Raw genomic sequence first — 21,368 nt, forward strand, 5'->3', positions numbered from 1 at the left:
GCGTATAATCGTCGGCAGCGTCAGATGTGTATAAGAGACAGCCCCCATCCCCATCTCTGTCTGTTGAGCCCCCATTCAGAGCCCTGGCCCCAAATGATTCCCCGCGCCGTCCGCAAGCCCCTGGCCATGCTGTTCGCCGTTCTCGCCCTGGTGATCGCGGTGCCGGTGCTGGGGGCGGGCGGATTCCTGCTGTGGCTTCGCCAGCAGACCCCGGCCTACGAAGGCGCGGTCACCGTCCCGGGGATCGAGGGCCCGGTGGAGATCCTGCGCGACCGCAACGCCATCCCGCACATCTTCGCCGCCACCGAGCGGGATGCCTATTTCGCGCTCGGCTACGTCCACGCGCAGGACCGGCTGTGGCAGATGGAGACCATGCGGCGCGGTGCCGCCGGGCGGCTCGCCGAGCTGGTCGGCACGCGCTTCGGCGACTGGGCGCTGCGGCTCGACCGCTCCATGCGCACGCTGGGCGTCCACCGCCGGGCCGAGGAAGCCTATGAGGAGCTGTCGCCGGAGGCTCGCACGGCCTTCGACGCCTACGCCGCCGGGGTCAACGCCTGGATGGAGACGCGCCGCGAGGCGCTGCCCATCGAGTTCCAACTCCTGCGCCACACGCCGGAGCCTTGGCACCCCGCCGACAGCCTCGTCTGGGGCAAGCTGATGGCGCTCCAACTCTCCGGCGATTCGCGGGACGAGCTGTTCCGCGCCAGCGCCCTGAAAAGCCTGACGCCGGAGCAGATGCACGACCTGTTCCCGGACTCCGACCCCGCCGCCCCGGTGACCCTGGCGGCGGCGCTTGACGGCATGGACCTGCAGGGCGCGCTGGCCGCTTTGCCCGATCTTGGCTTCGACACCGCGTCCAACGAGTGGGCGCTGACCGGGTCGCGCAGCCCGACCGGCAAGCCGATCATCGCCAACGACCCCCATCTTGGGCTGGAGGCGCCGATCCTGTGGTATCTGGCGCGCATCGTGACTCCGGAGCACCGCATCGCCGGAGCGACCATCCCCGGCGTGCCGCTTCACATCCTGGGGCACAACGGGCGCGTCGCCTGGGGCTTCACCACCACCCACAGCGACACCCAGGACCTGTTCATCGAGAAGCTCGACCCGCAAGACCCCGGTCGCTACCTGACCCCGGACGGCAGCGCGGCCTTCGAGACGCGCCAGGAGACGATCCGCATCGCCGGCCAGCCGGACGAGACGCTGACGGTGCGCGAGACGCGGCACGGCCCGGTGCTGACCACGCCGGACGCCGCCGACGCCGCGCCGGAGGGTCATGTGCTGGCGCTGGCCTTCCCCGGCCTGACCGCCGCCGACACCACGGCGGAGGCGCTGTACCGCCTCAACCACGCCGCCGACGCCGCGGCGGTGCGCGAGGCGCTGTTCCTCCACGTCGCGCCGCAGCAGAACGTCGTCTACGCCGACACGGCGGGGACGCTGGGCTTCCTGTCGCCGGCGCTGGTCCCGGTGCGGCGCGGCGGCGACGGCCGCGTTCCGGTGCCGGGCTGGACCGGCGAGTACGACTGGATCGGCTACATCCCCTTCGACGCTCTGCCCCAGGCGGTCGATCCGCCGTCGGGCCAGTTCGTCAACGCCAACAACGCGGTGGTCGGCCCCGGCTACCCCTACGCCCTGGCGACCGAATGGCCGGACCCCGCCCGCGCCGAGCGGATCGTGCAGATGCTCGGCGACGGCCCGCACACGGTGGAGGAGGTCGCCGCCCAGCAGATGGACGAGCTGTCCCTGCCGGCGCGCGACCTGCTGCTCCTGATGCTGGAGCCGCTGCGCAGCGTGCCCGATCTCAACGGACAGGCCCGCGCCGCGCTGGACCGTCTGGCCGGCTGGGACGGACGGATGGATCGCGACCGGGCCGAGCCGCTGATCTTCTCCTGGTGGGAGCGGGAACTGGTGCGCAGCGTCTTCGCCGACGAGCTGGGGCCGCTGTTCCAGAGCTACTGGGACCTGCGCCCCCGCGCCCTGCACCGCGTGCTGAGCCAGGCGCCGCAGTGGTGCGACGACCGGACGACGCCGGCCCGCGAGGACTGCACCGCCATGCTGGCCGGAGCTTTGAAGACGGCGCTGGCGGAGATCGAGCGGCGCCACGGAGCGGACATGACCAACTGGCGCTGGGGGGCGGAGCACAAGGCCGCCCTGAACCACCGGCTGCTGGGCCAAGTGCCGCTGCTCGGCCAACTGTTCGACCTGTCCATCCCGACCGGCGGCGGCGCCTTCACCGTCAACCGCGGCACCACCCGCGTGCGCGACCCACAGGTCCCCTTCTCCCACGTTCATGGTCCGGGGCTGCGCGCGGTCTACGATCTGGCGGACCTCGGCAACTCCCGCTTCTCCATCGCCACCGGCCAGTCGGGCAACCCGCTGTCGCCCCATTGGGGGGATCTGGTGCAGGGATGGCGCGACGGGGATGGCCTGCGGCTGGCCGGCGACCGCGGCACGCTCGCCCGCGACGGCGCCACGCTGCTGACGCTTTCCCCCACCCGTCCAGGGAGTTCCCAATGACCGAGCCAGCACCGACTCTAACCCTGGACGACGTCCGCGCCGCCGCCGCGCGGATCGCGGGACACCTCCCCGTCACCCCCACCGAGGCCTCGCCCCGCCTGTCGGAGATCACCGGCTGCTCGGTGGTCCTGAAGCTGGAGAACCAGCACCTCACCGGCTCCTTCAAGGAACGCGGGGCGCTCAACAAGCTGCTGTCGCTGGGCGAGGCGGACCGGCGGGCGGGGGTGATCGCCATGTCGGCGGGCAACCACGCCCAGGCGGTGGCCTGCCACGCCACGCGGCTGGGCATCCGCTCGGTCATCGTGATGCCCTCCTTCACCCCTTTCACCAAGGTGGAGCGCACGGAAAGCCTCGGCGCGCGGGTCGAACTGCACGGCGAGACGCTGAGCGACGCGGCGGCCTACGCCCAGGAGCTGGCGACGCGCGAGGGGCTGACCTTCGTGCACCCCTACGACGACCCGCTGATCGCCGCCGGCCAGGGCACCGCCGCCCTGGAGCTGCTCGACGCCGCGCCGGACCTGGAGATGCTGGTGGTGCCGGTGGGCGGCGGCGGGCTGATCGGCGGCATGGCGGTGGCGGCCAAGGCGTTGAAGCCGGACATCGCGGTGATCGGGGTGGAGTGCGCCATGTTCCCGTCCATGCGACAGGCGTTGGCCGGGCAGCCCATCACCTGCGGCGGCGCCACCATCGCCGACGGCATCGCCGTCAAGGCCCCCGGCGCCGTCACCTTGCCGCTGGTCCGCCGGCATGTGGACGCGGTGGTGGAGGTGGGCGAGCAACGGCTGGAAGAGGCCGTCTATCGCCTCGCCACCGTGCAGAAGCTGGTCGCCGAGGGCGCCGGAGCAGCGGGGCTGGCCGCGGTGCTGGACGACCCGGAGCGCTTCCGCGGCAAGCGGGTGGGCGTCGTCGTCTCCGGCGGCAACATCGACGCCCGCATCCTGGCGCAGGTGCTGACGCGCGGGCTGGTCTACGAGGGGCGCATGGTGCGGCTGCGCATCGGCATCACCGACGCCCCCGGCGCGCTCGCCCGGGTCGCCCGCCTGCTCGGCGAGGCCGGCGCCAACATCGTGGAGGTGCACCACCAGCGCCTGTTCCACGACGTGCCGGTGCGCATGGCCGAGATCGACGTGGTGCTGGAAACCCGCGGGCGCAGCCACGTCCAGCGCCTTGTCGCCCACATGGAGGAGGCGGGCTTTCCGACGGAGCTGATGACGGATATTTCCTGACCCGGATCCGGCTCAGGGAAGCTGCGCATAGGCGCCGTGGAAATAGAGCAGCGGCTTCCCGTCCTCGCTGCCGGACAGGCGGCGGACGCGGCCCACGATGATCACGTGGTCGCCGCCGTCATAGACATGCTCCCGGTCGCACTCCAGGCTGGCGAGACAGCCGGTGAGGATCGGCACGCCGCTGTCCCAGCGCTCGACACCCACCCCGTCCCAGCGTTCCTGCAGGTCGCGGCGCGAGAAGCGGTTGGACAGCTCCGCCTGCCCTTCGGCCAGGATGTTCACCGCGAAGGACGGCGCGGTGGTGAAGGCCTCGAACGACATGGCCGCGCGGCCCAGACAGAACTGCACCAGCGGCGGGTCGAGCGACACCGACGAAAAGGAGTTGACGGTCACGCCGATCGGCTCGCCGTCCGGGGCGACAGTGGTGACCACGGCGATGCCGGTGGCGAAGCATCCGAGGGCATTGCGGAATGCCCGAGAGTCGATGGTCATGGCGGCCTGTGTGGGCTCGTCGGTTATTGGGGCGAGGGTGCGACGGCGAAACAGCGGGATTATCCCAGCCGGACCCTCGGTGCAAGCCGCATCTGCCCCGGACCGCACGGAAGCGGCCGCCTGCCGCGTTGGCCGGAAGCCGCCATCCATCGCATTAAATGGATCTTAAGGATGATGGCTCACCCTTCGGGCGTCCGCACTGGCCGCGAATTCCCGACCTCAAGGCCCCATTCAGCCAAGGCTTCATGTCAGCGAACCCGTCCGGCGGCGAACGGCCGATCATCATCAAGAAGAAGAAGGGTGGCCACGGCGGCCATCATGGCGGCGCGTGGAAAGTCGCCTATGCCGACTTCGTGACGGCGATGATGGCCTTCTTCCTGCTGCTGTGGCTGCTCAACGTCACCACGTCGGACCAGCGCAAGGGCATCGCGGACTATTTCTCGCCGACGTCGGTCAGCCGTGAAAGCTCCGGGTCCGGCGGCATGCTGGGCGGGCGCACCATCACCGCGCCGGGCGCCCAGATCTCCCCCTCGTCCCCGATGTCCGCCGACGTTCCGGTCTCCGGCCCGCCCGGCCATTCGACTCAGGAGGACGAGGAGGCGAACGACCCGACCGACGCCGCCCCGCCGCCCCCCGCATCGACCGCCGAGCAGAAATCCAACGAGTCGCGGCTCGACTACCAGAAGCGACTGGAGGAGCAGGCCAAGCAACTCGGCATTCCTGGCCAGAAGCCGGGGGAACGGCTGTCCGACTTCGCGGAACGGGTGAAGGAAGGCGGCGAGAAGCTGCAGGACGCCCAGAAGGAAGCCCGCCAGTTCCAGCAGGCCGCCACCGAGATCCGTCAGGCCATCCAATCCGTGCCGGAGCTGGAGCCGCTGGCCCAGAACCTGATGATCGACCAGACGCCCGAGGGCCTGCGAATCCAGATCGTCGACCAGGACCGCGTCTCGATGTTCCCCGGCGGGTCGGGCCAGATGTACCCGCAGACCCGCCAGCTCGTCATGCAGGTGGCCAAGGCGCTCGCCAAGCTGCCCAACAAGCTGTCGATCAGCGGCCACACCGACGGCATCCCCTTCACCTCCGGGGCCGGGCGCGACAATTGGGACCTCTCCACCGAACGCGCCAACGCCACCCGCCGCGCCCTGATCGCCGGCGGCATCCCGGAGGAGCGCGTCCAAGACGTGATCGGCCGCGCCGACCGCGATCTGCTGGTGCCCGAGCAGCCGGGCAGTCCGCGCAACCGCCGCATCAGCATGGTGTTGCTGCGCGAAAGCAAGACCGCAGCCGCACCCGCCGCCACGAATTGATACCAAAGCTGATGCGGCGCTGGTACCAAGGCGTTAGTTCCTTGCCTTTGAACGTACCTCTTCTTGTTTTGTCGATGCGCCGCACAACGCCGGGAATGTTTGCCCTGTTCAAAAGGCGAAGCGATGGTTCATACTTCGCGGCAGACACCATTGCCATACGGCATCGGTCAATCAAGGGCGTTAGCTGCGGGGGAGTCTGTGAGCGTACCCGAAGGCAAGGCGAATGACCTTTTGACGAACTATGATCCCGGTCTTTACTACGACGAATTGTTCGGAGGCCGTGATTATCCAGCCGAGCACTCGGCGCTGATCCGGCAGAGACTTGCCGGTCTGAACTTCGGGGATCTGTTGCGGCGGTCGCAGGACGCCGAACGTGAACTGTACAATCTGGGCATCACCTTCCTCGTTTATTCGAACAAGGATGCGGTGGACCGGATTCTTCCCTTCGACATCATTCCCCGGGTCATCTCGGCCAAGGAATGGGCGCATCTGGAGGCGGGAATCACCCAGCGCGTCACGGCGCTGAACCTGTTCCTCCACGACATCTACCACGACCAGAAGATCCTGAAGGACGGGGTGATCCCCGCCGACCTCGTGCTGGGCAACGGCTGCTTCCGGCCGCAGATGGTCGGGCTGGACGTGCCGTTCGACACCTACATCCACATCATGGGCACGGATCTGGTCCGCGACCGCGAAGGGACCTTCCGCGTGCTGGAGGACAACGGGCGCGTGCCGTCCGGCGTATCCTACGTGGTCGAGAACCGCCACATGATGCAGCGCGTGTTCCCCGACCTGATGCAGGACATCGGCATCCGTCCGGTGGACAATTACGGACACAAGCTGCTCGACGCGATGATGGAGATCGCGCCGCAGGACGTGGCCGACCCGCAGGTCGTGCTGCTGTCGCCCGGCTCCTACAACTCCGCCTATTTCGAGCACATCTTCCTGGCGCGCGAGATGGGCGTGCCGCTGGTCGAGGGCCGCGATCTGGTGGTGGAGAACGACCGCGTCTACATGAAGACCACCAACGGTCTGGCGCGAGTCGATTCGATCTACCGCCGCATCGACGACGCCTTCCTCGACCCCAAGGCCTTCAACCCGGACAGCATGCTGGGCGTGCCGGGCATCATGGAGGCCTACCGCAAGGGCAACGTGGCGCTGGCCAACGCCATCGGCACCGGCGTGGCGGACGACAAGGCGATCTACTGCTACGTCCCGCGGATGATCAAATACTACCTGGACCAGGAGGCGATCATCCCCAACGTGGACACGCGCATCTGCCGCGAGGCCGACGCGCTGCAGTACACGCTGGACAACCTGGATAAGCTGGTGGTGAAGCCGGTCGGCGAGGCCGGCGGCTACGGCATCACCATCGGCCCGCGCGCCAGCAAGGAGGAGTTGGCGGATTGCCGGGCCAAGCTGCTGGCCGATCCGTCCAACTACATCAGCCAGCCGGTGGTCGACCTGTCGGTCTGCCCCACCGTGACCGACGACGGCATCGATCCCCGCCACGTCGACCTGCGCCCCTTCGCCATCACGGGAAAGAACACCTGGGTCCTACCCGGCGGTCTGACCCGCGTGGCGTTGAAGAAGGGCACGCTGATCGTCAACTCGTCGCAAGGCGGCGGGTCCAAGGACACCTGGGTCCTCCAGGATGGGTCACAGGAAGGGAGCGCGTCGTGAATCTGCTGGCCCGTTACGCCGAATGCATTTTCTGGATGGCGCGCTACATGGAGCGCGCCGAGAATCTCGCCCGGATCCTGGACGTGCATGAGACCTTCGCGCGCGACACGCGGGGGATGACCAACTGGTTCTCCATCGTCCAGCTTAACGCCGACGAGAAGGACTTCTTCAGCCGCCACGACCGCCCCACGGCGGAAGCGGTGGTCCATTACTACATGTTCGACACCCAGAACACGAACTCGCTGGTGTCCATGCTGCGCATGGCGCGGGAGAACGCCCGCGTCCTGCGCCCGTGGATCTCCACCGAAATGTGGACGCAGATCAACGTGTTCCACAACAAGCTGGTGGAGATGAACGGCAAGGACGTCGCTCTGTCCAACCTGTCCAAGGTCTGTACCTGGATCAAGGAGGAGTGCCAAACCCACACCGGCATCACCGAGGGCACCTTCTACCGCGACCAGGGCTGGTACTTCTACCAGCTCGGCAAGTACATCGAGCGGGCGGACCAGACCACCCGCCTGCTCGACATCAAGTACCACACGCTGCTGCCCTCCCCCGTGGTGGTCGGCTCCACGCTGGACATGAGCCAGTGGACGACGGTGCTGCGCTCCGCCGCCGGGTACCACGCCTTCCGGCGAGTCTACCCGCGCGGCATGTCGCCCACCACGGTCGCCGGCTTCATGATGTTCAACGAGGGCTTCCCGCGATCCGTTGTGATGTGTGTGCGACAGATCGACGGCCTCTTGACCCGTTTGAAGTCCCGTTACACCCTGCGCAACGGCAGTGACGCGATGGAGAAGGTGGACGAGTTGCTCGGCGCGCTTTTGGCCCGCCCGATCGAGGAGGTGATCCAGTTCGGCCTGCACGAGTATCTGGACGGCGTGCAGGCCCAGCTCTGCGGGATCACCACCGAGATCGGACGCGCCTTCTTCGGCCAGGACACCGTCGTCATGACCCAGAGCCAATCCCAATAACCTCTGTTCAGCATCCTCTTCCAGCCGCCGAACCCCAACAGCCGGCCCCCGGGCCGGTGATTCAGAAGTCAGCCAGCCGATGTCGGTCATCCAGCCGCAACTCCGCCCGCTCCAGCAGTTCTTCCGGTCCGGGCCGATGCCCTGCCCCTATCTGCCGGGACGGGTGGAGCGCAAGCTGTTCACCCGGCTGTTGGGCCCCTATTCGGCGGAGGTCAACTCCACCCTGTCGCGCGCCGGCTTCCGGCGCAGCCACGACATCGTCTATCGGCCGGTCTGTCCGAACTGCCAGGCCTGCGTTCCGGTCCGCATCCCGGTCGGGTCCTTCGTCCCCACCCGGTCGCAGAAGCGCGTCCGCCGGGCCAACGGCGACCTGACCCTGGCGGAGGCGCCCGCCGCGGCCACGACGGAGCAGTACCGGCTGTTCTCGCTTTACCAGAACTCCCGCCATGGCGAGTCCGACATGGCGCGCATGGCGATGGCCGACTTTGCCGCCATGATCGACGAGGGGCGGGCGGACACCAGCCTGTTCGAAGCCCGCGACACGGAGGGGCGGCTGGTCGGCTGCATGCTGACCGACCGGCTGACCGACGGCTATTCCGCGGTCTACAGCTTCTACGACCCCCGCCAGGACCGCCGCAGCCTAGGCAGCTTCATGATCCTCAGCCTGCTGGAACGCGCCCAAACGGACGGACTGCCCTACGTCTATCTCGGCTATTGGATCGCCCAGAGCCGCAAGATGGCCTACAAGGCCAAGTTCCGCCCGCTGGAGGCGCTGGGCCGTGACGGCTGGTTCCGCCTGCCGAACGATCCGGAAGACTGACCGACCGACCGCCGGATTGCCTGTGATCGGTGACTATTGGGGCAATCACGTATAAAGGCTTTCAAGCTCTTGCGCTGCCGGGGTCTCCTGCGGAATATTGCCGCAGCAAACACCCCATGGTGTTACCATAAAAGATTGAACCGGCGCCCAGCGCCACCGTTCACAGGGCAACAAAAGGAACGGACGGGGATACACCCGTTCCAAACCAACAGGGAGGCTCTCCGTTGAGGTTCCTGCTCCGAATCAGCGGGCTGATCGATGCTGTCAACGACGGCATCGGCAAGCTCGTCTATTGGCTGGTGCTGGTCGCCGTGATTGTCAGCGCCGGCAACGCGATCATACGCTACAGCCTCCATTACAGCTCCAACGCTTGGCTTGAGCTGCAATGGTACTTGTTCTCCGCGATTTTCCTGTTGTGCTCGGGCTACACCTTCCTGCGCAACGAACACATCCGCATCGACATCGTGCTCGGCCGTTTCTCAAGGCGTGTCCAGTGCATGGTCGACATCTTCGGGATCCTCTTCTTCCTGTTCCCGATGGCCATCCTGATCATGTGGCTCTCCTGGCCGATGTTCTGGGACAGCTTCATCACCAAGGAAATGTCGAGCGACGCCGGCGGCTTGATCCGTTGGCCGGCCAAGATCCTGGTTCCCGCCGGTTTCTTCCTGCTGACCATGCAGGCGGTGTCCGAGCTGATCAAGCGCGTCGCCTTCCTGGCCGGTCTTATTGACCAGCCCGGCGAGAAGATGCACAGCCACTCCTAAGAGACCGGGGACCACACACGATGGCCGCCTTCCTCATTGAGAACATGGCGCCGCTGATGTTCGCGGCGCTTGTTCTTTTCCTATTGATGGGTTTTCCGGTCGCCTTCGCGCTCGCCGCGAACGGCCTTCTCTTCGGTCTGATCGGCATCGAGCTGGGTCTCCTGACCCCGGCGCTGTTCCAGGCGCTGCCGGAGCGCGTCTTCGGCATCATGCGCAACGACACGCTGCTGGCCATTCCCTTCTTCACCTTCATGGGGCTGATCCTCGAACGATCCGGCATGGCCGAAGACCTGCTCGACACGGTCGGGCAGCTCTTCGGCCCGCTGCGCGGCGGTCTGGCCTACGCGGTGATCTTCGTCGGCGCGCTGCTTGCCGCCACGACAGGCGTGGTGGCCGCGTCGGTCATCTCGATGGGCCTGATCTCGCTGCCGATCATGCTGCGCTACGGCTATGACCGGCGGGTCGCCACCGGCGTCATCGCGGCGTCGGGCACGCTGGCCCAGATCATCCCGCCGTCGCTGGTGCTGATCATCCTGGCCGACCAGCTCGGCCGCTCGGTCGGCGACATGTACGCCGGCGCCCTGGTCCCCGGACTGGTGCTGACCGGTCTCTATGCCGGCTACATCCTGGTCACCAGCATCGTCCGCCCCGAGTTCACCCCGGCCCTGCCGCTGGAGGCCCGCTCCCTGCGCGGTTTCCAGCTGCTGTTCCGGGTGCTGACCTCGCTGGTGCCGCCGCTGGTCCTGATCTTCCTGGTGCTGGGCACCATCTTCCTCGGCATCGCGACGCCGACGGAAGGCGGCGCCATGGGTGCCGCGGGCGCCATGATCCTGGCGCTCATCAAGCGGCAGCTGAGCTGGTCGCTGATGCGTCAGGCGATGGACACGACGGCCAAGCTGTCCTCCTTCGTCATCTTCATCCTGATCGGCTCGACGGTTTTCGGTCTGGTGTTCCGCGCCGTGAACGGCGACCTGTGGGTGGAGCATCTGCTGACCGGCCTGCCGGGCGGCGAACTGGGCTTCCTGATCGTCGTCAACATCATGGTCTTCCTGCTCGCCTTCTTCCTCGACTTCTTCGAGCTGGCCTTCATCATCGTGCCGCTGCTCGCTCCGGTCGCGGAGAAGCTGGGCATCGATCTGATCTGGTTCGGCGTCCTGCTGGGCGTCAACATGCAGACCTCCTTCATGCATCCGCCCTTCGGTTTCGCCCTGTTCTTCCTGCGAAGCGTCGCTCCACGCGAGGATTACAAGGACAAGATCACCGGAAAGATCATCAAGAAGATCACCACCGGCCAGATCTACTGGGGCGCTGTGCCGTTCGTCTGCATCCAGCTGATCATGGTGGCCTTGGTCATCATGTTCCCGGAAATGGTCTTCTCCGGCCTGGACCGCGGCGAGCCGATCGATCTGGACAACGTGAAGATCGAGATCCCGGCCTTCGATTCGGGCGAGCCGCCGCCGCCGTTCGGCGCGCCGGAACAGCCCGCCGAGGACCCCAACGCCGACCTCATGCGGCAGTTGCAGGACAAGTAACCGGTCCATCCACTCCCTCCCCCCCGCTTGGTGGGGGAGGAACCGGAAAGCCTGCCCGCTTATCGGCAACAAAAAAGCCCCGCTTTCGCGGGGCTTTTTCGTGTCCGGCTTTTCTCCTTACGACTTCTTCTTCGGCGTCGGGGCGGAGTAGACGAAGTTGTCGAAGGTGTTCTCGGCGACGCGGAACCACAGGTATTCCTCGTCGCGGAACTTGCGCCACTGATCGTAGACCTTGCGGAACTTCTCGTTCTTCGCGGCTTCCTCTTCGTAGACGTCGAAGGTTGCCTGGTAACAAGCCTGCAGGATGTCGCGCGGGTAGGGCTTCAGCACGGTGCCGGCGCCGACCAGACGCTTCAGCGCGTGCATGTTCACCACGTCGTACTTGCCGACCATGTCAGCGGTCGCGTCGGCGCAGGCCGCTTCGAGAATCGCCTGGTAATGCTTGGGAAGCTGCTCCCACTGCGGCAGGCTGACGAGGAAGGACACCTGCGGTCCGCCCTCCCACCAACCGGGGTAGTAGTAGTATTTGGCGACCTTGTTGAAGCCGAGCTTCTCGTCGTCGTAGGGGCCGACCCACTCCGCCGCGTCGATCGTGCCCTTCTCCAGCGCCGGGTAGATGTCGCCGCCGGCAATCTGCTGCGGCACGACGCCAAGGCGCTGCAGGATGGTGCCGGCATAGCCGCCGATGCGGAACTTCAGGCCCTTGAGGTCCTCGACGGACTTCAACTCGTTGCGGAACCAGCCGCCCATCTGGGTGCCGGTGTTGCCCGCCGCGAACTGGACGATGTTGTAGCCCTTGAAGAACTCGCGCATCAGTTCCATGCCGCCGCCATGGGTCATCCAGGCGTTCTGCTGACGCGCGTTCAGGCCGAAGGGCATCGCCGCGTCGAAGGCGAAGGTCGGGTCCTTGCCGACGTAATAATAGGAGACGGTGTGGCCGCACTCCACGGTGCCATCCTTCACGGCGTCCAGCACCTGCAGGCCGGGGACGATCTCGCCGCTGGCGAAGGTGCGGATCTGGAACTTGCCCTCGGTCATCTCGGCGACGCGCTTGGCCACCCGCTCGGCCCCGCCGTAGATGGTGTCCAGGCTCTTGGGAAAGCTCGACGCGCAGCGCCACTTGATCTCGGGGTTGCTCTGCGCGATGGCGGGCGCGGCCAAAGTGCTGGCGGCGACACCGACACCGGCGCTGGTGATGAAGGTACGGCGTTTCATGGCGGTCTCCTTGGGTCCTCTCGTCCCGGCGTGGGCGCACACCGCCGTTCCGGCCCCCGGAAAGGGAGCGCGGCATGCGAACCGAAAGGCTGTTGTTTTTGAGGAAGTTGTCTGGCAACGCCGGATCGACGTCACCGTGCGGGTCACGGACCGGGGCTGCCGGAGTCGATGGGGCCCTGAGCCGCCGCTGTGCCTTCACACGGATCTGTGGTGACCATGCGCGTGCCTCCCTGTCGCCCGGTGTTCCTCCGGCCCATGGCGCCCCCTTTGGGGCACTCCTTCGGTCGGCGGCACCGAGTTCCTTTTGATACGACGACTATGCCGGAATCGCGGGGCAGACTTCAAGCCCGAGCATGGCTCGACCCTACCAATTCGGGAATTTTCCGTCGGAAATTCCGCCAAAAGTGAAACGGGGGGCCGAAAGCCCCCCATTTGCGTGCAACGTTAGGTAATAGGGGTTCAGGTGAACCGGTTGACCTTGGGGAAGCCGTTGGGCGGCATCTTGCCCACGCCGGCGCGGTTGCCCAGCCAGCCGGTCAGGTTGGTGACGTTGAACTGCCGCTCGCCGTGCTTCCAGCTCAGCCCTTCGGCGATGGTGAAGACCTTCAGGTCGGACAGGCTGCCATCCTTGTACTTCTGAAGCTGCACGCCCTTGCCGCGGGCCATCACCGGCACCTGCTCCAGGGGGAAGACCAGCAGCAGGCGGTTGTTGCCGATGACGGCCACATGGTCGCCCTCCGCCGGAATGCAGATCTTGGCGTCCTTGTTGTCGTCGGGGTTAAGGACCTGCTTGCCGGAGCGGGTGTGGGCGACGACCTCGTTCTCCTCCACCTGGAAGCCGCGCCCGTCCTCCGACGCGACCAGCAGGCGGCGGTCGGGCTGGTGCTTGAACAGGGTGATGATGTCCGCCTCGTTGCCGAGATCGATCATCAGCCGCACCGGCTCGCCGAAGCCGCGCCCGCGCGGCAGCTTGTCGGCGGACAGCGTGTAGAATTTGCCGTTGGTGCCGAAGACAAGGAGCTTGTCGGTGGTCTCGCAATGGACCCAGAAGCCTTCCTTGTCGCCTTCCTTGTATTTGACGTCGAGGCGCTCGGCGTCGGTCAGATGGCCGCGCACCGCGCGAATCCACCCCTTCTGCGAACACAGCACGGTTAGCGGCTCGCGCTCCACCATGGCGTCGACCGGGATGTCGATGACGGCCGTGGCCTCGGCGACCAGGGTCCGGCGGTCCTCGCCGAAGCGCTTGCGCGTCTCCTCCGTCTCCCTGCCAATGGTCTTCCAGCGCAGGCTCTCGTCCGCCAGCAGCTCCGTCAGGCCGGCCCTCTCCGCGGTCAGCGCGTCGTTCTCGCGCTGGATCTCCATCTCCTCAAGCTTGCGCAGGTTGCGCAGCCGCATGTTGAGGATGGCCTCGGCCTGCACCTCGGTCAGGGAAAAGGCGCGCATCAGCTCCTGCTTGGGCTCGTCCTCCTCGCGGATGATGCGGATGACCTCGTCCAGGTTCAGATAGGCGATCAGGTAGCCGCCCAGGACCTCCAGCCGGTGGTCGATCTTGGCCAGCCGGTGGCGGGACCGCCGCTCCAACACCTCCATCCGGTGGTCGAGGAAGGCGTCGAGCACCTCGAACAGGTTCATGACGCGCGGGACATTGTCCTTGTCCAGCACGTTCATGTTCATGGCGAAGCGGATTTCCAGATCAGTCGTCTGGAACAGCGAGGCCATCAGGACCTCGGGGTCGACGTTGCGGCTCTTCGGCACGAGGACGAGGCGCACGTCCTCCGCCGACTCGTCGCGCACATCCTCCAGAAGCAGCAGCTTGCGGTTGGTCAGAAGCTCCGCGATCTTTTCGACCAGCCGGGCCTTCTGCACCTGATAGGGCATCTCGGTGACGACGACCTGCCAAGTGCCCTGCCCCAGCTTCTCCACCTCCCACCGGGCGCGCAGGCGGAAGGAGCCGCGGCCGGTGCGGTAGGCCTCGACGACGTTGGCCCGCGGCTCGACCAGCACGCCGCCGGTCGGGAAGTCGGGGCCGGAGATCAGGGTGACCAGATCCTCGATCTTCGTCGGAGCCGGCTTCTCCTTGCCGGCCAGCGCCGCCTTGACGCAGTCCAGCTTGTGCTTCAGCACCAGCCGCAGGGCGGAGCAGAGCTGGGCGGCGTTGTGCGGCGGGATGTTGGTCGCCATGCCGACGGCGATGCCGCTGGAGCCGTTGGCCAGCAGGTTGGGGAAATTGGCCGGCAGAACCGCCGGCTCCTCCCCGTCGCCGTCGTAGGTCGGGCGGAAATCGACCGCGTCCTCGTCGATGCCTTCCAGCAGGGCCTTGGCGACGTCGGTCAGACGCGCTTCGGTGTAACGCATGGCCGCGGCGTTGTCGCCGTCGATGTTGCCGAAGTTCCCCTGCCCGTCCACCAGCCGGTAGCGCACCGCGAAGTCCTGCGCCAGACGGACCAGCGCGTCGTAGACGGAGGTGTCGCCGTGCGGGTGGAACTTGCCGATCACGTCGCCGACCACGCGCGCCGACTTCTTCGGCGGAGTCGAGGGGTCGAGCCGCAGCTGGCTCATGGCGTAGAGCAGACGCCGGTGCACCGGCTTCAGCCCATCGCGCACGTCGGGCAGCGACCGCGCCATGATGGTGGACAGCGCGTAGCTCAGATACCGCTCGCTCAGCGCGTCGCGGAGCGGCTTCTCCTGGATGTCGAGGACGGGGTCTTGGGCAGGGTCTCGGGACGTCATGGCGTGTGGATACCAAATCTAGCGGCCACGCGCCACAGCGTTCTCGTAACGTTCTCTTAATCGCAGCCTTGCGGCCGGCAGCGGGCCGTTGAGCAGATGGCGCTCCAGGAAATGACCGGTCAGGCGCAGTCCCTCCGCCACCGCCTGCGGCCCGCCGCCGCCCAGACCGATCAGGAATCCGGGCAGCGGCAACAGCCGGTCGCGGTAGGGTTCTCCGGCCGAGGCAGACACCGCGCGCCCGGTGCGCGGGCTGACATAGGCGAGGTAATCGTTGGCTCCGGTGACCGCGCAACGGTCGAGATCCAGCCCGAATCCGAGTTCCGCCAGCAACCCGACCTCCCACCGCACGTAGGACTCGGCCCAGGCGTCGCCGCCCAGCAGGCCGAACAGGGCCAGCAACCCGTCGAACAGCGCCGGGTGCGGCTGGTGCTCCGGCAGGGCGGCCTCGGCCAGCGCGCAGGCGGCGGTCAGGGTCGCGAGTCGCAACGGATCATCGAGAAAGGCGGCGGAATAGCCCTGCACCACCTCCAGCGTCAGGTTGCCCAGATGCTCCGGCAGGCGCCCGCGCCAGCGCGCCGACACCAGCGTGCCGGGCTCCAGCGCCGCCCGTGTGCGGCTGGACCGCCCGCCCATCACCATGCCGGCGTGCCGCCCGTGGTCACGCGTCAGCAGGGTGACGACCGCCGAGGTCTCGCCATGCGGCCGGGCCGACAGCACGACGCCCTGATCGGACCACTCCATAGGCCTGCTTCCTTACGTTGACGGGACCTGCAAGGCTCGCCCGCGGCGCCCAGGCATACCCCGGAGTGCCCGCAAGGCGGGATTGGTCACGCTTTCCGCCAGCATGGCGCAAATCCTTCGCAACAGGGCTTCATTTCTCATTCACCATTCGGGCACTATGTTGCGAGTGACGGAATGCGGGCGCGCCGCGGCGGTGAGGGGGCTTTGAGCAGCACGATCGAGCGATATCTGCTGGCCGAGAAAGCTGGCTCCGAGGGCGTGTGGGACTGGGACCTTCGCAACGATACGATGTTCCTGTCTCCCCGCTTCAAGGAGTTTCTCGGACTGCCGCCGGGCGAGATCAATCGCCCGGAAGATTGGCTCGACCACGTCCACCCCGACGACATCGACTGGCTCTACGCCTCCTTTGAAGGCCAGATGGTCGGCGTCTCGCTTCCTTTCCAGATCGAACACCGAGTCCGCCGTGCCGGAGCCGGCTTATCGCCGGACGATGGCGACTCCGGCTGGCGCTGGCTGGTCTGCCGCGGCATGGCGGTGCCCGACGAATCGGGCGATCCGGTGCGTCTGGTCGGGTCGGTCGCCGACATCACCGACCGCAAGCACGCCGAAGCCCAGCTCCGCAAGAGCGAGGAGCGCTACGCGCTGGCCGCCGCGGCCAGCAATGACGGGCTGTGGGATTGGGATCTCGACGCCGGAACCGCCTATTATTCGCCGCGCTGGCTGTCGCTCCTCGGGCTTGAGGAAGGCAGCATCGGCAACAGCCCGGACGAATGGATGGAGCGCGTCCATTCCGACGACCGCCGTTCGTTGCGCGAAGCGCTCGACGCCCTGGGCGGCGAGAACACCGTTTTCCAGATCGAGTACCGCGTGCATCACGCCGACGGCGGCATCCGCTGGATGGCCTGCCGCGGCACCGCGGTTCTGGACGCGCAGGGCCGCCCGGTGCGGCTGGTCGGCAGCCAGGCCGACGTCACCGACCGCAAGACCGCCGAGCAACGCCTGCTGCAGAGCGAGGAGCGCTACGCGCTGGCCGCCGCGGGCGCCAACGACGGGCTGTGGGACTGGCGGCTGGACACGGACGAGGTCTATTACTCCCCACGCTGGGCGGCGATGCTCGGCTTTGCCATGGACAGCCTGTCCAACCGCATCGGCGAATGGTTCGAGCGCGTGCACCCCGACGATCTGGCCGGGCTGCGCACCGCCTTCGACCTGCATCTGACGGGCGAGCGCGAACATCTCCAGCACGTTTTCCGCATCCAGGCCGCCGACGGGGACGAGCTGTGGATGCTGGTCCGCGGGCTCGCCGTGCGGGACGGGTCGGGACGGGCGGTGCGAATCGCCGGTTCGATGACCGACATCACCGCCCAGAAGCGGGCGGAGCAGCAGCTCCTGTTCGACGCCTTCCACGACGGCATGACCGGGCTGCCCAACCGCACCCTGCTGCTGGACCGCATCGGCCAGGCGCTCGACCGCAACCGGCGGGCCGGCGGCAAGGCCTTCGCCGTCATCTTCGTCGATCTCGACCGTTTCAAATCGATCAACGACGCGCTGGGGTCCAGCGTCGGCGACCGGCTGCTGAAGACCATCGCCGAGCGGCTGGACGAGACCCGCCGCATGGGCGACACGCTGGCCCGCCTGTCGGCGGACGAATTCGCCGTTCTGCTGGACGGCATCGACGATGTGGGCGACGCCCTGTCCGCGGCGGAGCGCATGGGCGAGGCCGTCGCGCGGCCGCTGGCGCTGGACGGCCACGAGCTGGTGCTGTCCGCCTCCATCGGAATCGCCCTCAGCGTCTCCGGCTACGACCGGGCGGAGGAGATGCTGCGCGACGCCAGCCTCGCCATGTACCGCGCCAAGTCGGGCGGGCGGGCGCGCATCGACGTCTTCGACAGCAACCTGCGCCGTCAGGCTATGGCCCAGATGCGCACGGAAACCGACCTGCGCATGGCTTTGGAGCAGAATCAGCTGGTCCTCTACTACCAGCCGATCGTCGCCCTCTCCTCGGGCCAGATCGCCGGGTTCGAGGCGCTGATGCGCTGGAAGCATCCCGAGCGCGGGCTGGTCCCGCCGGGCGAGTTCATCCCGCTGGCCGAGGAATCAGGGCTGATCGTCCCGATGGGCCGCTGGGCGTTGCGCGAGGCGGCGCGCCAGCTCGGCCAGTGGCAGACCCGCTTCCCGCGCTCCACCCCGCTGTTCATGAGTGTGAACGTTTCCTCCCGCCAGTTCAGCGACGACGACCTGATCGGGCTGGTCAGCGAGGTTCTCCAGGAAAGCCGGGTCCCGCCCTCCAGCCTGAAGCTGGAGATCACGGAAAGCCTGCTGATGAAGGACCCCGCCAAGTGCCGGGTGCTGATGCAGGGCATCCGCGACATGGACGTGCGCCTGTCCATCGACGATTTCGGCACCGGCTATTCGTCGCTGTCCTACCTGCACAAGTTCCCGGCGGACACGCTGAAGATCGACCGCAGCTTCGTCCAGGCCATCTCGTCCGGCGAGGGCAACGCCGCCATCGTGCAGGTGATCGCCACGCTGGCCGCCATCCTGGGCATGGAGGCGGTGGCCGAAGGCGTGGAGACCGAGATGGAGTCGGAGTTCCTGCGCGACATCATGTGCAAGTACGCGCAGGGCTATCTCTATGCCCGCCCGGCCCCCGCCGACGCCATCGAGGCGCTGCTGCTCCGCGAGGCGGAGGAACCGCTGGTCCTCCCCAGCCTGGCGTAAGGCTCCGCATCCTCACGTCCGCCCCCATCCAACGGACACTTTCCCCGGCACCGTTCTTTGTGCGAGTGTCCGCGCTCTTTCACCGGGACAGATCGGGATTCTGCGTTATGGCCGACCGCAACTGCGGAGAATGCACGCTGTGCTGCAAGCTGATGGGCGTGCCCGAACTGAAGAAGCCTTCGGCCAAGTGGTGCGTGTCCTGCGACCAGGGCAAGGGCTGCACCATCTATGAGGAGCGTCCGCAATCCTGCCGGAACTTCCAGTGCTTCTGGCTGATGGACGAGAACTTCCCCGACGAGTTCCGGCCCGACCGCATCAACGCCTTGGCCGCCTTCAACGACGTGAAGGACAGCTGCGTCCTCCATGTCGATCCGGCCAAGCCGCGGGCCATGTCCAGCCCGAAGGTCAACGCCCTGATCGACGCGCTTCTCAAGAGCTACGCCAAGGTGTTCGTGCTGTCCGGCAAGGAAAGTGCCCTGATCCAGCGCTGAGCGCCGGCACGGTCATCCCCCGCGGAAGTTGAGCAGGCTCGGCGCCTTGTCGATGATCTCCTCCAGGATCAGGGAGGCGGTCTCCAGATCGCGCTCCAGGTCCTGGCCCAGCTTGCCGGCGTAGTTGGGACGCTTCAGCTTCTCGTGGGCGTCGTGCAGGCTGCGCAGCTCCGCCACGAAGATCTCGCGGGCGCCCATCGGCAGGATCGGGTTGGCCGACAGCACGAAGAAGAAGCGCATGCTGGCCCGCACCAGAAGGGCCAGCATCACCGTGTCCAGCCGCTCGAACTGGTCGCGCAGATCGTCGGAGCGGGTGTCCACGAGGTTGCGCAACCGCTGCTCGATCAGGATCACCAGCGCCTGGAACTCGCCCACCTTGTCGCGGAATTCGCGGTAGGCGCCGAAACTGTGCTTGCTCGCCTCATGCTCGGCCAGCTGGGCGAGCTTCGACGCTTCCCGGCACTGGCGCTCCAGCGCGGACAGCAGTTCCTTGACCTCGGCGCGGGTGTATTGGCGCTTGCTCATGACGGTGGAAAGACCCTTCGACGCGACGGCCTGCCCTATAGCACGAAGACAGGCGCCGGTCACCGGGACGCTTCACCGCGACAACGGAGCGGCGAGCCGCGATCAGTGATCCGCCGCGACCGGCTTGCCGCCCGGCCGCCGCACCAGCGGCATCAGCAGAAGCCCGGCGAAGAACACGCCGGCCATCAGCAGCAGGCAGTCGTTGAAGGTCAGCACCATCGCCTCGCGCTCGACCATGCGGGCCAGCGTCTTCATGGCGGCGGCCTGCGGATCGGCGACCAGCCCGTCGAACTTGGCGGCCAGCCCGTCCAGCGTCTCCTGCACCAGCGGGCGAGCGAGGTTCAGGTTGTCGCCCAGCCGGTTCATGTGCAGGGCCGACCGCTCCAACAGCACGGTGTTGATTGCCGCCAGACCGATGGCGCCACCCAGGTTGCGCATCAGGTTGTAGAGGCCCGACGCGTTCTTGAGCTGCTCCGGCGGCAGGGTGCCGAGCGCGATGGTGTTCACCGGGATGAAGCACAGCATCAGCGACAGACCGCGCACCGCCTGCGGCAGGAACAGCTCCCAGAAGCCGGACTGGTTGGTCAGGTGGGCGTTCAGCCAGACGCCGGTGCCGAACAGGCAGAGCCCCAGCGCCAGCATCACCCGCAGGTCCATCTTCTTGGACAGCACGCCGGCGATGGGGGCGGACAGGAACTGGAAGGCGCCGGTCACGAACATGATCGTGCCGATCTGCAAACTGTTCAGCCCGCGCACCCGCGCCAGGAACAGCGGCTGCAGATAGACCGCCCCGTAGAGCCCGACGCCGATGATGAAGCTGTAGAGCGAGCCGATGGCGAAGTTGCGGTCCAGAAAGGCGCGCAGCTCGACGATCGGATTGCCGTAGGTCAGGACCCGCCAGAAGAAGCCGACGGCGGACACCGCGGCGACCACCGCGAAGATCGCCACATACTCGTCCTGGAACCAGTCCTGGCGCGGGCCTTCCTCGACCACGAACTCCAGGCTGCCGAGGAAGGCGGCCATCAGCCCCAGACCGATGAAGTCGAAGCCCTTGCGCAGCGCCGGGTTGGGCTTGTCCACGTCGACCAGCGTCCAGACCAGCGAGGTCACGGCGATGCCCGGCAGCACGTTGGCCAGGAACAGCCAGTGCCAGGAGAAGCTCTGGGTCAGCCAGCCGCCCAAGGTCGGACCGAGCGTCGGCGCCATGGTGGCGACCAGACCGATCATCACCGACACGCCGGCCCGCTTTTCCGGCGGGAACAGGGAGAAGCTGGTGGCGAAGACGGTCGGGATCATCGCGCCGCCGATGAAGCCCTGGAGCGCCCGCCACACGATCATCGATTCGATGCTGGAGGTGAAGGCGCAGGCGACGCTGGTCAGGGTGAAGCCGGCGGCGGCGATGGTGAACAGCACGCGGGTGGAGAGAATCCGCGCCAGCATGCCGGACAGCGGGATCATCACCACCTCGGCGATGAGGTAGGAGGTCTGCACCCACGAGATCTCGTCGGCGCTGGCCGCGAGGCCCGCCTGGATCTCCGACAGGGAGCTGGAGACGATCTGGATGTCCAGGATCGCCATGAACATCCCGACAACCTGTCTCTTATACACATCTCCGAGCCCACGAGACTATAAC

At 67.0% G+C, this 21,368-nt stretch carries 16 protein-coding genes; 10 read left to right on the forward strand and 6 right to left on the reverse strand.

Annotated elements, in window-relative coordinates:
- On the forward strand, positions 1–2,514 hold a 2,514-nt coding region (locus tag Q4I23_RS16490; protein WP_498526918.1), incomplete at its 5' end, for a penicillin acylase family protein.
- Positions 2,511–3,740: a threonine ammonia-lyase gene (locus tag Q4I23_RS16495; protein ID WP_498526919.1), complete on the forward strand. Its 1,230-nt coding sequence runs from the start codon at positions 2,511–2,513 to the stop codon at positions 3,738–3,740. The genes Q4I23_RS16490 and Q4I23_RS16495, both read left to right, overlap by 4 nt.
- Before the next feature lie 12 nt (positions 3,741–3,752).
- On the opposite strand, the gene Q4I23_RS16500 is transcribed toward Q4I23_RS16495, so the two are convergent.
- Complete coding sequence (locus tag Q4I23_RS16500) at positions 3,753–4,232, reverse strand: flavin reductase family protein (RefSeq protein WP_498526920.1); 480 nt, start codon at positions 4,230–4,232, stop codon at positions 3,753–3,755.
- A 245-nt stretch (positions 4,233–4,477) separates the two neighbouring features.
- Here Q4I23_RS16500 and Q4I23_RS16505 point away from each other — a divergent pair, with 245 nt between their 5' ends.
- From Q4I23_RS16505 to Q4I23_RS16530, 6 genes are all read left to right on the forward strand, one after another.
- On the forward strand, positions 4,478–5,539 hold the full coding sequence (locus tag Q4I23_RS16505; RefSeq protein WP_498526921.1) for a flagellar motor protein MotB: 1,062 nt from the start codon (positions 4,478–4,480) through the stop codon (positions 5,537–5,539).
- Positions 5,540–5,770: 231 nt separating this feature from the next.
- A complete protein-coding gene (locus tag Q4I23_RS16510; RefSeq protein WP_454017079.1) occupies positions 5,771–7,222 on the forward strand; it encodes a circularly permuted type 2 ATP-grasp protein in 1,452 nt (483 codons plus the stop codon).
- Positions 7,219–8,196, forward strand: a complete 978-nt coding sequence (locus Q4I23_RS16515) for an alpha-E domain-containing protein (protein ID WP_454017080.1) — start codon at positions 7,219–7,221, stop codon at positions 8,194–8,196. The genes Q4I23_RS16510 and Q4I23_RS16515 overlap by 4 nt, the downstream gene beginning before the upstream one ends.
- Before the next feature lie 79 nt (positions 8,197–8,275).
- A complete protein-coding gene (locus Q4I23_RS16520; RefSeq protein ID WP_454017081.1) occupies positions 8,276–9,016 on the forward strand; it encodes an arginyltransferase in 741 nt (246 codons plus the stop codon).
- Between the two features lie 224 nt (positions 9,017–9,240).
- A complete protein-coding gene (locus tag Q4I23_RS16525) occupies positions 9,241–9,780 on the forward strand; it encodes a TRAP transporter small permease subunit (RefSeq protein ID WP_237905221.1) in 540 nt (179 codons plus the stop codon).
- Positions 9,781–9,800: 20 nt separating this feature from the next.
- On the forward strand, positions 9,801–11,312 hold the full coding sequence (locus tag Q4I23_RS16530; RefSeq protein ID WP_454017082.1) for a TRAP transporter large permease: 1,512 nt from the start codon (positions 9,801–9,803) through the stop codon (positions 11,310–11,312).
- 117 nt (positions 11,313–11,429) lie between these two features.
- Here the strand turns inward: Q4I23_RS16530 and Q4I23_RS16535 are convergent, their stop codons facing one another.
- The 3 genes from Q4I23_RS16535 to recO form a co-directional block, all read right to left on the reverse strand.
- Positions 11,430–12,527 (reverse strand): TRAP transporter substrate-binding protein, encoded by a 1,098-nt coding sequence (locus Q4I23_RS16535; RefSeq protein WP_498526922.1) that lies wholly within the window; start codon positions 12,525–12,527, stop codon positions 11,430–11,432.
- A 459-nt stretch (positions 12,528–12,986) separates the two neighbouring features.
- Complete coding sequence (gene parC / locus Q4I23_RS16540) at positions 12,987–15,257, reverse strand: DNA topoisomerase IV subunit A (protein WP_498526923.1); 2,271 nt, start codon at positions 15,255–15,257, stop codon at positions 12,987–12,989.
- Positions 15,258–15,275: 18 nt separating this feature from the next.
- Positions 15,276–15,998 (reverse strand): DNA repair protein RecO, encoded by a 723-nt coding sequence (recO, locus tag Q4I23_RS16545; protein WP_498526924.1) that lies wholly within the window; start codon positions 15,996–15,998, stop codon positions 15,276–15,278.
- Positions 15,999–16,202: 204 nt separating this feature from the next.
- Between recO and Q4I23_RS16550 the strand changes: the two genes are divergently transcribed.
- Both Q4I23_RS16550 and Q4I23_RS16555 read left to right on the forward strand, forming a co-directional pair.
- Positions 16,203–18,719 (forward strand): sensor domain-containing protein, encoded by a 2,517-nt coding sequence (locus Q4I23_RS16550; protein ID WP_454017085.1) that lies wholly within the window; start codon positions 16,203–16,205, stop codon positions 18,717–18,719.
- A 107-nt stretch (positions 18,720–18,826) separates the two neighbouring features.
- Positions 18,827–19,210, forward strand: coding sequence for a hypothetical protein (locus Q4I23_RS16555; RefSeq protein WP_498526925.1), 384 nt, complete (start codon positions 18,827–18,829; stop codon positions 19,208–19,210).
- A 12-nt stretch (positions 19,211–19,222) separates the two neighbouring features.
- Here the strand turns inward: Q4I23_RS16555 and Q4I23_RS16560 are convergent, their stop codons facing one another.
- Together Q4I23_RS16560 and Q4I23_RS16565 are read right to left on the reverse strand one after the other, a co-directional pair.
- On the reverse strand, positions 19,223–19,735 hold the full coding sequence (locus Q4I23_RS16560) for a hypothetical protein (RefSeq protein WP_237905227.1): 513 nt from the start codon (positions 19,733–19,735) through the stop codon (positions 19,223–19,225).
- 102 nt (positions 19,736–19,837) lie between these two features.
- Positions 19,838–21,343, reverse strand: coding sequence for a DHA2 family efflux MFS transporter permease subunit (locus Q4I23_RS16565; RefSeq protein ID WP_498526926.1), 1,506 nt, complete (start codon positions 21,341–21,343; stop codon positions 19,838–19,840).
- Positions 21,344–21,368 lie beyond the last annotated feature (25 nt).

The sequence above is a fragment of the Azospirillum sp. UFLA03-27 genome (assembly GCF_059803775.1).